This window comes from Natronoarchaeum philippinense (assembly GCF_900215575.1).
GTDB lineage: Archaea > Halobacteriota > Halobacteria > Halobacteriales > Natronoarchaeaceae > Natronoarchaeum > Natronoarchaeum philippinense.
Map to the genome: position 1 here is coordinate 627,417 of NZ_OBEJ01000001.1, position 13,936 is coordinate 641,352.

The 13,936-nt window shown below is 65.2% G+C and carries 13 protein-coding genes; 8 read left to right on the forward strand and 5 right to left on the reverse strand.

The window, feature by feature from the left end:
• Positions 1–18 precede the first annotated feature (18 nt).
• From CRO01_RS03210 to CRO01_RS03220, 3 genes are all read right to left on the reverse strand, one after another.
• A complete protein-coding gene (locus CRO01_RS03210) occupies positions 19–1,026 on the reverse strand; it encodes a cytochrome d ubiquinol oxidase subunit II (RefSeq protein WP_097007663.1) in 1,008 nt (335 codons plus the stop codon).
• Positions 1,019–2,431 (reverse strand): cytochrome ubiquinol oxidase subunit I, encoded by a 1,413-nt coding sequence (locus CRO01_RS03215; protein WP_097008320.1) that lies wholly within the window; start codon positions 2,429–2,431, stop codon positions 1,019–1,021. Before CRO01_RS03215 ends, CRO01_RS03210 begins: the two co-directional genes overlap by 8 nt.
• Before the next feature lie 171 nt (positions 2,432–2,602).
• Positions 2,603–3,466 (reverse strand): 3-hydroxyacyl-CoA dehydrogenase family protein, encoded by an 864-nt coding sequence (locus CRO01_RS03220; RefSeq protein ID WP_097007664.1) that lies wholly within the window; start codon positions 3,464–3,466, stop codon positions 2,603–2,605.
• Positions 3,467–3,608: 142 nt separating this feature from the next.
• Here CRO01_RS03220 and CRO01_RS16305 point away from each other — a divergent pair, with 142 nt between their 5' ends.
• The 3 genes from CRO01_RS16305 (at position 3,609) to CRO01_RS03235 (ending at position 6,289) form a co-directional block, all read left to right on the forward strand.
• Positions 3,609–4,463 (forward strand): DUF7409 domain-containing protein, encoded by an 855-nt coding sequence (locus tag CRO01_RS16305; protein ID WP_097007665.1) that lies wholly within the window; start codon positions 3,609–3,611, stop codon positions 4,461–4,463.
• A gap of 162 nt (positions 4,464–4,625) precedes the next feature.
• Entirely contained in the window at positions 4,626–5,423 is a 798-nt protein-coding gene (locus tag CRO01_RS03230; protein WP_097007666.1) for a class I fructose-bisphosphate aldolase, read from the forward strand.
• Positions 5,420–6,289 carry a class 1 fructose-bisphosphatase gene (locus tag CRO01_RS03235; RefSeq protein WP_245838493.1) on the forward strand — a complete coding sequence of 290 codons (870 nt, stop codon included), beginning with the start codon at positions 5,420–5,422 and terminating at the stop codon, positions 6,287–6,289. The genes CRO01_RS03230 and CRO01_RS03235 overlap by 4 nt, the downstream gene beginning before the upstream one ends.
• Here the strand turns inward: CRO01_RS03235 and CRO01_RS03240 are convergent.
• Positions 6,286–7,131 (reverse strand): ABC transporter permease, encoded by an 846-nt coding sequence (locus tag CRO01_RS03240; RefSeq protein ID WP_143824893.1) that lies wholly within the window; start codon positions 7,129–7,131, stop codon positions 6,286–6,288. The two genes, CRO01_RS03235 and CRO01_RS03240, sit on opposite strands and share 4 nt — an antisense overlap.
• A 58-nt stretch (positions 7,132–7,189) precedes the next feature.
• On the reverse strand, positions 7,190–8,140 hold the full coding sequence (locus CRO01_RS03245; protein ID WP_097007668.1) for an ABC transporter ATP-binding protein: 951 nt from the start codon (positions 8,138–8,140) through the stop codon (positions 7,190–7,192).
• 338 nt (positions 8,141–8,478) lie between these two features.
• Between CRO01_RS03245 and CRO01_RS03250 the strand changes: the two genes are divergently transcribed.
• From CRO01_RS03250 to CRO01_RS03270, 5 genes are all read left to right on the forward strand, one after another.
• Positions 8,479–8,715 carry an amphi-Trp domain-containing protein gene (locus tag CRO01_RS03250; protein WP_097007669.1) on the forward strand — a complete coding sequence of 79 codons (237 nt, stop codon included), beginning with the start codon at positions 8,479–8,481 and terminating at the stop codon, positions 8,713–8,715.
• Between the two features lie 54 nt (positions 8,716–8,769).
• On the forward strand, positions 8,770–10,536 hold the full coding sequence (locus tag CRO01_RS03255; protein ID WP_097007670.1) for an acyl-CoA carboxylase subunit beta: 1,767 nt from the start codon (positions 8,770–8,772) through the stop codon (positions 10,534–10,536).
• A 273-nt stretch (positions 10,537–10,809) separates the two neighbouring features.
• A complete protein-coding gene (locus tag CRO01_RS03260) occupies positions 10,810–11,622 on the forward strand; it encodes an SDR family NAD(P)-dependent oxidoreductase (protein WP_097007671.1) in 813 nt (270 codons plus the stop codon).
• Positions 11,623–11,918: 296 nt separating this feature from the next.
• Positions 11,919–12,386 (forward strand): PH domain-containing protein, encoded by a 468-nt coding sequence (locus tag CRO01_RS03265; protein ID WP_097008322.1) that lies wholly within the window; start codon positions 11,919–11,921, stop codon positions 12,384–12,386.
• A complete protein-coding gene (locus CRO01_RS03270; RefSeq protein WP_097007672.1) occupies positions 12,383–13,930 on the forward strand; it encodes a PH domain-containing protein in 1,548 nt (515 codons plus the stop codon). Before CRO01_RS03265 ends, CRO01_RS03270 begins: the two co-directional genes overlap by 4 nt.
• The last annotated feature ends 6 nt before the right edge of the window (positions 13,931–13,936 follow it).

Here is a 13,936-nt window from a genome sequence, read left to right on the forward strand (position 1 = left end):
CGGGCAGGATCGGGCGGTCTAGTAGCCGCCCTCAGCCTCCGATCCGTCGATCGGTCCCGCGAAGACGCCGTAGAGGAACTTGAAGTACCACAGCACGAGCAACAACACCGGCAGGCCGAGCACGGTGACGAGGTTGAGTGCGAGCGGCGACACCACGGCGGCCTCGACCGTGAGCCTGCTGGCCGGGTAGATCGTCGGATACAGCAACCGGGCGACGAGAGCGACCAGCAAGGCCGAGAGCCCCAGCGTGCTGGCGAACCAGAGCCGATGGCGGCCCAGCCGAGCGAGGGCGATGCCGCCGACGCCCAGCGCGACGCTCCCGAGCACGACCGCGACCGCCGACGGCGTCAGCAGGAGGCTCCGCACGCCGGAGGGGTCCGTCCAGAAGACGACGGCGAGGAGAGCGACGACGCCGCCGAGGTACGCGAGCGTCGACGCCGTCCCGTACCGGACCATGTCGGCAGCGAGCGAACCTCGCGTCTTCGCGGCGACGAAGGCCGCACCGCTGGCCAGCGAGAGCGCGACCAGCCCGATCCCGGTGAGGAGACCCGGGACGCTGAACGCGGGTATCCCGAAGATCCAACTCCCGACGAGCATCCCCAGCAGCAGCGGCGTGATGGTGCTCCCGAAGACGAACAGTCGATCGCAGATTTGTTGCCAGTGCTCGTCCTCGCGTTGTTCCCGGAGTTCGGGCGAGACGCCGCGGAACACGAGCCCCATCACGATGGCGATGGCGAGCAGGTAATGCTCGCTGAGCAGTCGCGAGTAGATCGGCGGGAACGCCGCGAGCAGCGTGGTCCCGAAGGCGACCAGCCACACCTCGTTGGCGTCCCAGACCGGACCGAAGGCCGCGAGCAGCGTCTCGCGGTCGTGCTCGTCACGGGTGGCATACAGCATCCCGATCCCGAAGTCGAACCCGTCGAGGGCGACGTACATCGCGAGCGTGAACATGACGACGCCGAACCAGATCGTCGGGAGCGACGGGACGAGGTACTGCTCGGCCGAGAGCAGTAGCGGGCTACTCATCGGAGCTCACCAGCGGAAGCTGTGGCCGAGTCGTGTCCGATTCCTCGCGCACGCCCATCCGAACTAGCTCACCTTCGATCAGCCACTTGAACGCGAAGCCGAAGGCGGTGAGCAAGACGATATAGAGCGCCACGAACGCCACGAGCGTCCCGGTCGCTTCGCCCGCCGTGAGCGTCGTCGAGACAGCGTCGTTCGTCTTGAGGACGCCCTGTATCACCCATGGCTGCCTCCCGATCTCGGTGACGTACCATCCAGTCAGGAGCGCTGCGAAACCCAACGGCGTCGCCAGTATCATCGCCCGCAAGTAGCGGTCGCTCTCGGACAACCGCCCCTTGCGCAGGAGATTGCCGCCCCAGAGCGCGAGCCCGATAAACAGGAACCCGAGCCCGACCATGAATCGGAACGACCAGAACACCAGTGCGACGGGAGGGTTGTCGTCGTACTCGTGTAAGCCGACCACCTCCTCGGAGAAGTCGCCGCCGCTCGCGAGGAACGATCCCATCGCCGGGAGGCTGATTGTCCAGAGGTTGTCGGTCCGCGGATCGGTCAGCGAGTCGACGCTCTTGGGGATGGCGATGAGGTGCAGATCCGCCTGTCCCGTGTCGTAGTGGGCCTCCATCGCTGCGAACTTCTGTTCTTGGGTGTCGGCGACGTGGCGTCCGTAGGCGTCGCCGTGGATCGCTTGCAGCGGCGCGGTGAGCAACAGGAGGACGACGGCGGCGCGCAACGCCGTGTTCCACGCCTCGGAGTTTCGCTTTCGCCAGACGAAGTACGCCGAGACGCCGGCGACCAGCAGCGTGACGGAGATCACCGAGGCGTTGATCATGTGGACGTACATCCACGGAAGCCGGGGCGTCAGGAAGGCGGCGACCGGATCGGTCAACTGGGCGATCTGCATTCCGTTGCGCTCGACGAGTTCGAAGCCCTGTGGCGTCTGCATCCAAGCGTTGACGACGAGAATCCAGAAGCCCGAGAGCCACGCGCCGACGCCGGTCAGAACCGACGACAGCACGAAGGTCCGATCGGAAACGCGCTCACGGCCGAACAGCAAGACGCCGAGGAAGACTGCTTCGAGGAAAAAGGCCATCTTGGCCTCGAACGCGAGCGGCCCGCCGATCATCTCGCCCGCCGCCTCGGCGAACACGGGGAAGTTCGTCCCGAACTGGAAACTCATCGGGATCCCGGTGACCGTCCCCATGACGAAGCCGATGCCGAAGAGTTTCACCCAGAACTCGCGGAGACGGGCGTACTGTGGATCGCCAGTCCTGACATCCTTCCACGTGAAGTATATGATGAAGGGAGCCAGCCCGATCGACAGCGAAGCGAACAGGATGTGGACGCTGATCGTCCAGCCGAACTGGACCCGACTCGCGAACTCCGCCGACAGGAGCGGAGCGGTCGGCATCGCCTCGAGTATCGTCGAAAGCAGTATTGTGAGCGCGTGGACCATATGGACACTCCTTCTAGGTACCGGATGAGTCCAGTGCGGCGATAAGCCTGAACGCGATTCTACGACCCTGAGAATGAGGGGTGTTTTTATGTACTGCCGTCGGTCAATCCCGGCAGGCGCGCCCCGTCAGTCATACTCGTAGAACCCCTGCCCGCTCTTCTTGCCGAGGTGGCCCGCGTCGACCTTCCGGCGAAGCAGGTAGGCGGGCCTGTACCGGTCACCAAGCTCCTCGGCGAGCGTCTCCGAGGCGTGGAGCACGACATCGAGCCCGACGTGGTCGGCCAGTTCGAGCGGCCCCATCGGGACGTTCGTCCCGAGGCGCATCCCCCGGTCGATGTCCTCCTTCGTGGCGACGCCCTCGTCGAACGCACGGATCCCCTCGTTGAGCCACGGCATCAGGATGCGGTTGGTGACGAAGCCGGGTTTGTCGTCGGCCTCCCACGTCTCCTTGTCCAGTTCGGCCGCGAAGTTGTGGGCCAGATCGACGGCGCCGGTGCCCGTCTGCTCACCCACCACGACCTCGACGCCGTCCATCACCGGCACCGGGTTCATGAAGTGCAGGCCGACGACGCGGCCGGGTGTCCCGGTTGCGGCCGCAATGCGGGTGATCGAGAGCGTGCTCGTGTTGGTTCCGAGCACGACATCGGCGTCGACCAGCGTATCCAACTCGGCGAACACGTCTTGTTTGATATCCATGTTCTCGACGACCGCTTCGACGATCAGGTCACAGCCGGCTAGGTCCGCGAGGTCGGTCGTCCCCACGATGCGCTCGCGAGCGCGTTCGGCATCGCTCTCGTTCAGCGCGTCGCGGGCGACGAGCCGGTCGAGGCTGTCGTCGATCGTGTCGAACCCGTCGTCGATGTAGGCCTGTTCGACATCTCGCATTACGACGTCGTAGCCCGCCGTTGCCGCCACCTGCGCGATGCCGCTGCCCATCGTGCCGGCGCCGACGACGCCGACGCGCGAGACGGAATCGAGTGTCCGAACCATACGTGACCGTGTGACGCGATCGCGATAAACGTTCGTTCCCGTTCGGTGGCGTCGCAAGCAAGCGTCGGGGGGCGACAACCGACCACTGGAGGAAAGTTTCAAGAACCCTGGGAGATATCGTACGATAACCCAGTGAGAGGCAGTGACAGGGAACGAAGGGACGGACGAGGAGTTACTTGATCTGCGATACGTCGGCCCAGCGACGGCGTCGACGCTGACCGACGAGTCGGTGTCGCCCGAAGACATCCGGAAGAAACGGATCTCCTACCAGACGCTCGTCGAGGCGGGCATCAACGCCGGCGTGGCGACGAAGATCCGCCGCTGGCACTCGCTGCCGTGGACGTACGACAGCGAGGATCACCATCTCGACCGTCGATCGAAGAACGTTCGCGGCCTCGAGGACGACGAGCGCGAGTGGGTCGCCGCCAGCAGCGACTGGCGCGAGGACGCCGCGGCGTCCGACGACACGGACGAGAACGCACGTACGGACGACGACTGGCAACGCGCTGGCGACACAGCGGCCGACGGTCAGGTCGGCGACGCGAGAACGGACGATGATTGGCAGCGGAACGACGAGACAGGAACGACCGACAGCGACGCGATGGCGGACCAAGAGGACGACCGCCCGGTGTTGACCGCGGGCGATTGGACGCCGACCGCCGGCAACCAACCCACAACCGAGGCTGATGATTCAGACGCCGATGCGCTCACGAGCGGTGACTGGTCGCCAGAGGAGGTCGGTGACACCGCAGAGACCGACGGCAGCGGTTCCACCGAAGCCAGAGAGTCGGCGTGGCGCCGCAAGTCGCGAGCCGATCCCGTCACCGACGTTCCTTCCCTCGACGACGACGTTGCAGCGACGCTTGTCGACGCCAGCGTGACGAGCGTGCGACGCCTCGCGACCGCCGATCCGGAACACGTCGGGAACGTGCTCGACCTGCCGACCGAGACCGTCCGAGAGTGGGTCGACGCCGCCGCGGCGCACCTCGACGAGTAGCCTTATCGAGGAGGGGATTAACTATAGTAGTAGTAATGCAGTATTTTCTGCTATAGTCACCTCAGAACCTTTCTAATACAATTTAAAGAGCCTTGAGACAGTAACAGAATATCTACTTTTGACCGTTACGTATTTATGGTAGATTACCGGATTTCGAAACAGATGCTCCCGCTGACCGACTCGGCACTGGCGCGCGACGGGAAGGTACTGATCCTTGCGATGGACCACGGGCTAGAGCACGGGCCAACGGACTTTGAGGCCGTCCCGGACACGCTCGAACCCGAAACCGTCTTTGAGGCCGCCACCCACGACGCCGTGACGGCGATGGCGGTGCAGAAAGGCGTCGCCGAAGCGTACTACCCCTCCTACGAGGACGACGTGGCGCTGCTGGCGAAGCTCAACGGTACGAGCAACCTCTGGATGGGCGAGCCGTACTCGCCCCAAAACTGGTCGGTCGAGTACGCTGCGGAACTGGGCGCCGACGCCATCGGGTACACGGTCTACCCCGGATCGAACCACGAGCCGCGAATGTTCGAGGAGTTCCGCGACGCCCAAGAGAACGCCCGCGACCACGACCTGCCGGTCGTGATGTGGTCGTACGCGCGGGGACAGGGACTTAAAAATGACACCAAAGACGAAGTGATCGCCTACGCAGCGCGCATCGGGCTGGAGTTGGGGGCAGACGTGGCGAAAGTCAAGTACCCCGGCAGCCGCGAGGCGATGGAGTGGGCCGTCGACGCCGCCGGCGACACCAAGGTCGTGATGAGCGGCGGGTCGAAGGTCGACGACTACCAGTTCCTGGAGAGCGTCGAATCCGTGATCGACGCCGGCGGCGCGGGGCTGGCCGTCGGACGCAACGTCTGGCAGCGCGAGAACCCCGGGCGCATCCTCGACGCGCTCGAACGAGTCATCTTCGAGGAAGAGAGCGCAGAGGCCGCACTTTCGGAGGTCGAATCGTGAGCGAGCAACTCGCCCCCACTGATGACGACATCGACCGCATCGTCGACGACGTGTTCGAAACCGTCGCCGACGCGACGCCGGAGCTTCGGCGCTCGATCCGCGGCCGCCGCGGGGAAACCGACGACGAGAATCCGAGCGGCGACCGACAACTGGAAGCCGACCAGCAGTTCGATCGCCTGCTCGTCGACCGACTCGGCCGACTCGACGGCGTCGGCACCTACGCCAGCGAGGAACGGGACGACCCGGTCGACTGCGGTGAGGGCGTGAGTCTGACGGTCGATCCGCTCGACGGGTCCTCGAACCTCAAGTCGAACAACCTCGTGGGCACCATCGTCGGCGTCTACGACGGCGAACTTCCCGCGTCGGGACGAAATCTGATCGGGGCTGGCTACGTCGTCTACGGCCCGACGACGACGATGGTACAGGCCCGGGGCGACGCCGCAGTGGAGTACGAGGTCGTCGACGGTGAGCGCCGGCCGCTTCGCCCGGTCGATCTCCCCGACGATCCGACGGTGTTCGGCTTCGGCGGCGGCGACGACGAGTGGGTGTCGGCGTTCGAGCGCTACGCCCAAGAGATCCGCTCGGAGCTAAAGCTCCGCTACGGCGGCGCGCTCGTCGGCGATGTGAACCAAGTACTGCGCTACGGCGGCGTGTTCGCCTACCCGACGCTGGAATCCCGCGAGGAGGGGAAACTCCGTCTGCAGTTCGAGGCGAACCCGATGGCCTACATCCTTCGCGCGGCCGGCGGCGCCGCGACTGATGGCGACCGGTCGATCCTCGACGTCTCTGCTGAGGAACTCCACCAGCGGACGCCGCTGTACGTCGGCAATAAAGAACTGCTCCGTCGGTTGCCCGACGAACTTTAGCTGATCGTCGCGCGCTGGAATCGGAGATAGCCGATCGCCAGTGGGACGGCGATCCACAGCAGGACGATGATGCCGCTAAACCAGTTTTGCAGGTAGATCGGCGCGTCGCTACCAGCCTGCAGCGAACTGAGCTGGTCGGCGAAGCCAAAGTCGAAGAACATGAACAGGAACTTCTGGAGCGCCGCTTTCGGCGTCACCGTCGAAAGGAACATGAACCACTCAGGCGGGCCGCCACTTATTCTGAGGTTGCCGTTCAGGAGGTAGTAGACACCGAGCGGAACCGCCGACCACAGGTATTCGAGGACGATGATCGTGCCCGCAGCGAGGCCCATCGCCTTCCCGCGAGAGTCGACGCTCGCCGAGATACTGACTGCGAGGGCGATGTACAGCACAGCGACCAGCAGCGTCAGCACGAGGAACTCGACGAACGAACCCGCAGGGAGTTCGCCGTACAGCGCGAACATCACCACGGCGCCGACGCCGAAGCCGAGCAGTGTCGGCACCGAGAGGACGCCGAGTCGACCCAAGAACTTCCCGACGACGACTTCGCCTCTGACGATCGGGAGCGAAAGCAGCATTCGGATGCTGCCCGTGTCGCGCTCGCCGACGATCGACATGTAGCCGACGATCATGGCGAGAATCGGAACCAGCACTAGCATCGGCGTGCTCATGAAGTTCAGCGCCGCCTCAATGCTCGTATCGCCGCCGAGCGCCTTCGGCGCGTAGGAGGCGATCCCGACGAACAGGATCATCAGCGCCGACAGCGCCCACAGCATCTTCGAGCGCGCGGCGTCCGCGAAGTCCTTTTTGGCAACGTCGATCCACGCGTTTGCTCCGCTCATGCGGACCACCCCGTTGTGAGCGTGAGGTTGTCGTGCGCGATCGAGCGTCCGACAGAACTCATGCGTCCACCTCCGCGGGTTCGGGGCCAGTGTCAGCACCGGACGACGTGTAGCTGGCGAACAGGTCGTCGAGGCTGGCCTGCTCGGTGGTGAAGTCGTCGACCGTGAGGCCGGCGTCTTCGATCGTCGAGAGGACCGAGGTCTTCGAGCTGCGATCAGAGAGACCGACGCGAATCGTCGATCCCTCGACTGTAACGCTCTCGACGGCATCGAGACTACCGAGTGCGGCCTCGACGCCGTCGGGTTGGTCGCCGACTTGAACCGTCAGTTGCGTGTCCGAGCCGACCTGATCGCGAAGCCCTTCGATCGAGTCTTCGACGACCATCTGGCCGTTGTTCATGATGCCGACGCGGTCACAGACCGCTTCGACCTGTCCGAGGATGTGACTGGAGAAGAACACGGTCGTCCCGCGCTCGTTCTCTTGGCGGACGATCTCCCGGAGTTCGCGCGCGCCGTTTGGATCGAGCCCGGAGGTAGGCTCGTCGAGGATCAGCAGTTCGGGATCGTTCACCAGCGCCATCGCAAGGCGGAGTCGCTGGCCCATCCCCTTCGAGAAGCCGCCGGCCTTGCGGTCGGCGGCGTCGGCGAGTCCGACGCGCTCTAACAACTCGTCGGGATCGGAGTTGGCATCTTTCACGTCGATCACAAACTCGACGTGCTTTCGCGCGGTCAGTCGATCGTACAGTCCGACATCGTCCGGCAGCACACCGACGCGCTGGTGGATTTCCTTGATCTCGGACTGAGCGTCGTGGCCCAGCACCGTAGCGCTCCCGCCGGTCGGCCGGATGTAGTCGAGGAGCATGTTGATCGTCGTCGACTTCCCGGCGCCGTTCGGGCCCAGAAAGCCGTAGATCTCACCCGAGCGGACGGTGAGATCGAGGCTGTCCACGGCGAGTACGTCGTCGAACTGCCGCGTCAGATTGTTGGTTTCGATTGCAGGGGGACTCATCGGTCGGAGCATCTTCGCCCACACATATAAAACAACCTACACTGGAGACATGGAAAGAAATATCAACGGCCAAAAGTAATAAATGCGGTCGGTCAGCCGCTGTCGAAAACAGCCACTACGCGTCAGTAGGCGCTGTATTACCAAGTCCGATCAGGTTATTGGACCGATCGGCGTGTCGCCACGCCGACCCAATCGGGGGATTGGGAGTACTTTGGAGAGAGGACGTCTCGGCAACGTGCAGTCGAGGACGGCCTGCAGTTCGGAGGCTGTCCCGACCAGTTTCTAACAGACCAGCTAGCGCCTGTATAACTATCCGTGACCGACTGACTGTGTCGCGTATGGCGGATCGAACGTCCTACACCGACACGATGACGCGGGATCAGATCGCCGATCAACTCCGAGAGCTCGCCGAGACCTTCGAATCGAGCGATCCGGCCGTACAAGTCGGCAACAAGTCGGTCTATCTGTCCCCACCGGATTCGATCAACTATCAGATCGACGTGGTCGAGCGCTCGTCGCTGCTGCGGGGAGACCACGAAACGATCCAGATCGAACTCGGATGGAAGCCGGAGTGACACGGTCGAACCACCGGCAAAACAACTTTAACACCACCCCGTGCACACGCTGACGTGAAAGTTCGCATCGGGGCGGACGCGACCGACGAGGAGGCCGCGGCCATCGCCACGGCGCTTTCGGAACACGTCGCAGAGTCCGTCGAGGTGTACGTCGGCGACGAATCGACGGCGACAGCGACGCGCGAATCCGACGAGCCGTCCGAGTCGACAGTCGGCGCCGAACCGGCGGCGGACGACGCCGAGCCCACGGAGCGCGAGCGCAGACTGCGCCGCGAGATCGAGGACATCGAAGCCGGCGGGCCAGAGAAGTACCGCGAGCGGCTCGACGAGCAGGGGAAACTATTCGTTCGGGACAGGCTTGGCCTGTGGTTTGGCGATGATGGCGTCCAGTTCGAGGACGGCAAGTTCGCCAACTTCGACGCGTGGCACGCCGACAGTCCGGATGTCGGGGAGTACGATCCCGACACGCGGCTTCCCGCAGACGGCCTGCTGACCGGGGCCGCCGACTTCGAAGGGCGATCGGTGCACTTCATGGCCAACGACTTCACCGTCAAGGCGGGGTCGATGGCCGAGCGCGGCGTCGAGAAGTTTCTCCGGATGCAACAGCGGGCGCTGAAGTCGGGCAAGCCGGTTCTCTACCTGATGGACTCTTCGGGCGGCCGGATCGACCAGCAGACGGGCTTTTTCGCCAACCGCGAGGGGATCGGCAAGTACTACTACAACCACTCGATGCTCTCGGGGCGAGTCCCCCAGATCTGCGTGTTGTACGGGCCCTGCATCGCTGGTGCGGCGTACACGCCGGTGTTCGCCGATTTCACCGTGATGATCGAGGGGATGAGCGCGATGGCGATCGCCAGCCCACGGATGGTCGAGATGGTCACCGGCGAGCAGATCGACCTCGACGATCTGGGCGGCCCGCGAGTCCACACCGAGGAGTCTGGCAGCGCAGATTTGGTCGCGGAGGACGAAGAGCACGCCCGCGAGTTGGTCGCTCAGTTGCTGTCGTATCTGCCCAACAACGCCGACGAGAAGCCGCTGAAGTCGGAGACCGTCGCTCCAGCAAAGCCGCCAGAGGGGCTCGACGCCGTCGTCCCCGAGCAGCCAAACGAGGGGTACGATATCGAGCGCGTGATCGAACGTGTCGTCGACGGCGACTCCTTTTTCGAGTTGCGGCCGGGCTACGGCGCCGAGATCGTCACCGGGTTCGCCCGGATCGACGGCCGGCCGGTCGGCATCGTCGCCAACCAGCCCGCCGAGCGCGCCGGGGCGATCTTCCCCGACGCCGCCGAGAAGGCCGCACAGTTCATCTGGACCGCCGACGCGTACAACGTCCCGCTGCTGTATCTCTGTGACACGCCGGGCTTTATGGCCGGCTCGCAGGTCGAGAAAGAGGGGATTCTCGAACAGGGCAAGCGGTTCATCTACGCCACCTCCTCGGCGACGGTTCCCCAACAGACCGTCGTCGTGCGCAAAGCCTACGGCGCCGGCATCTACGCGATGGGCGGGCCGGCCTACGACCCAGAGAGCGTGATCGGACTCCCGTCCGGCGAGATCGGGATTATGGGCCCCGAAGCGGCGATCAACGCCGTCTACGCCAACAAGCTGGCAGAGATCGACGACGAAGACGAACGCGCGAAGCGGGAAGCCGAACTCCGGGAGGAGTACCGCGAGGACATCGACGTGCACCGGATGGCCAGCGAGGTCGTGATCGACGAGATCGTTCCGCCGAGTGAGTTGCGGGCCGAACTGGCGGCCCGCTTTGCGTTCTACGAGGACGTGGAGAAGGAACTCCCCGACAAGAAACACGGGACGGTGCTCTGACCGTCGCCGCGGCATCCTGCGGCTGTGGCTGACGGGGTCCTCGAATTGTGGCGAACAGGCGGCTGCGGCGTCACGACGGCGAGCCGTGCAACCGTGTCACGACGCGGGTGCCGCACAACCGCCCAGTACCGCGTCGCGTCGGCGTCTCAGCGCACGTGGTGTCGTCGCCGCGCGTTCGGTGATAAACCTGTAGCGATTGGGAGGACGATTCGGCTGGATCGATTACCGTACCACGGGTTCAAAGTTTATTGTGCTCCGGCGTAACACAGCAGTATGCGACTCGATGACAAGACTGTGCTGATCACGGGATCGGGAACGGGTATCGGCGAGGCGACCGCGCTGCGCTGTGCCGAGGCCGGCGCGACCGTCGTTTCGACTGATGTCGACGCCGAAGCCGCCGCGGCGACCGCGGCGTCGATCCGCGACGCCGACGCCGATGAGCAAAGCTCATCGAACTCTCACTCGACTTCGTCTCGCGAGAACGGCGAGGCGACGAGTTACGAGCTGGACGTGACCGACGCTGATCGGTTCCACGCCGTCGTCGACGAGGTTGCCGACGAGCACGGGCTGGACGTGCTGGTCAACAACGCCGGCATCGGCCACCCGCCGTCGTCGGTCGAGGACACCGACGCGTCGGTGCGAGACTACGTCGTCGACGTGAACATAAACGGGACGTGGAACGGCTGTCACGCCGCCTTGCCGGTGATGAAGGAGCAGGGATCCGGTTCGATCATCAACATGGCATCTGTCGGCGGAATGGTCGGCTTTCCCTACCAGTCGGTGTACGCCCTGACGAAGGCGGCCGTGATCAACTTCACGCGGGCCGTCGCCGCGGAGGCTGGGCCAGCCGGCGTGCGCGCCAATGCCGTCTGTCCCGGATTCGTCGACACACAACTGACCGAGGCCTTTTTTGCGGGGCGCGAGGACCCCGAGGCAGCCCGCGAAGAGATGATTCAGCAGTACCCGCTCAGGCGGCTCGGTGAGTCAGAGGAAATCGCCGACTGCGTCGCCTTCCTCGCCAGCGACGCGGCGTCGTTCGTCACCGGGCACGCGCTGACCGCCGACGGCGGCTTTTCGAGCACCTGATCGGTGAGCTATCCGAGCGCATCGCGCCGACGCCGGGATATTTACGCGCGGCACTCTCACGACCCGACATGAGCGGAAACGAGCCCTCTGGGAGCGCTTCGGACGACGGGACGCCGCCGTCCGACGAGAGCGTGGCCGAGTCGTCGACGGACGGGACCGACGAACCGGCATCCGCGCAAGACGCCGAATCGGCAGCTGCGCAGGACGCCGACGCCGCGTCGGCGACGGCATCGAGCGCGCGCTCGACCGCACCCGACGGGCAGATTCCGGACGATGTCACGGCCGCCGATCTGACGATCGAACCCCGGTCGCTCCACCCCAACGTCCGGATCGTCTGGATACTACAGAGCCTCCTCTCGGCGGCGATTCTCGGCGTCATCGTCGGCGCGATCGGCGTCGCCGGATTCGATCTTGGCATCTGGGTCGGCGGGGTCGCGTTTCTCGTCGTCAGCGTCCTGACGGTCCTCCACGCGATCTTGCGCTACCGGATCTGGACGTACGAAGTACGGGAAGACGCGCTGTATCTCGAGCGCGGCGTCCTGACACGCGTGCGGACCGTGGTTCCATACGTTCGCATCCAGCACGTCGACGCCAGTCGCGGCCCCGTCGAGCGCGCGGTCGGGCTCGCGTCGTCGGTCGTCTACACCGCGGGGACGCGCGGCGCCGACGTGACGATCCCCGGACTGACGCCCGAGCGGGCCGACGACCTCCAAGAGCGCCTGAAGCAGTTGGCGATCCTCGCGGAGGGCGACGACGCCGTATGACGACGCTGCACCCGCTGTCGATCCCCTATCGGGCGGCCCAGCGCGTCTGGCAGTTCGTGGGCTTTTTCGTCGTCTTCGCGTTCTCGGGGACGCTCCTGTCGGGCGACGGGCTGCAGGCCGCGGGACTGCTGGGCCTTGTCGGGGCGATCCTCGTCGCCGTCGTCGTCTGGGAGGTGCTGTACTACCGGCGCTTCGAGTACGACTTGACCGAGACGACGTTCGATCTGCACTCCGGCGTCCTCTCGCGACGCGACCGGGAGATTCCCTACCGGCGCGTCCAGAACGTCTCGATCAGTCGGAACGTGGTCGAGCGCGTGCTCGGCCTCGCGGAGGTCACCGTCGAGACTGCCGGCGGAAGCTCAGCGGAAGCCGAACTCCGCTACGTCGGCGTCGAGGAGGCCAATCGGTTGCAGGACGAACTCGGCCGCCGAAAGCGACGGGCCGCCCGCGAAGACGGCCGGTCGTCGGCGTCGCGTGAGGACGCCGAAGGGCGGTCTGTCGAACGACCGAAGCGAACTCGACTGTTTGCGATCTCCGACCGCGAGTTAGTTGTGCTCGGCCTCGTATCGGTCGATCTGCGCCTGCTCCCGCTGGCGACGCTGTTGCTCCCGGTGTTCGGGTCGGCGGCCGCCCAAGAGCTGGCCGCCGGGCCGCTGTTCGTCGTCGCACCGCTGTCCGCGATCGGGCTCTACGCGGTGACTGCGCTGGCAAGTGGCGCCATCTCGGTGGCGAACTACTACGGGTTCGAGCTCGTTCAGACGGGCGACGAACTCAGATACGAGCGCGGCCTGCTCCAGCGCTACAGCGGGACGATCCCGCTGGGCAAAGTCCAGACGGTCTCGATGACCGAAAACGTCCTCCAGCGGCTCGTCGGCTACGCGTCGCTGTCGATCGAGACGGCGGGCTCCTCACCCGGACAGGCCGGCGGCTCGCAGTCGGCGGTACCGATCGCCAAGCGCGACCGAGTGCTCCAACTGGCCCAGTCGGTCGAGCCGTTCGGCGACCCGTCGTTCGAGCGCCCGCCAAAGCGCGCCCGGCTGCGCTACGTCGCGCGGTACAGCATCGTTCTCGCCGTGCTAGTCGGAGTAGCGTTCTTGGCAGATCGGGCGACGGCGACGACGCTGTACTGGTACGCGCTCTTGCTGGCCGTCCCCGCGATTCCCGTCGCGGCGCATCTGAAGTGGCGGAACCTCGGCTACGCACTCGAAGAGGACCACGTCGTGACCCGGGCTGGCTTCTGGAATCGGACGACGACCGTCGTTCCCTACTACCGGGTCCAGACGGTGCTCGACAGCCAGACGATCTTCCAGCGCCGTCGGCAGCTTGCGACAGTGACCATCGACACGGCCGGCTCGCGCAGCCTCACCGGACAGGACGCCCGCGCGGTCGACATCGACAGAACGCGCGCGGCCGAACTACGTGAGGATGTCGCCGAGCGGCTCCAGCGATCGCTGGCCGACCGAACGCCGGCACCCGATCGGCTGTTCGACGCCGAGCAGTCCTCCGACGGAACGGTCGGCGGGACGCCGTCACCCGGCGAGTAAGCTGAC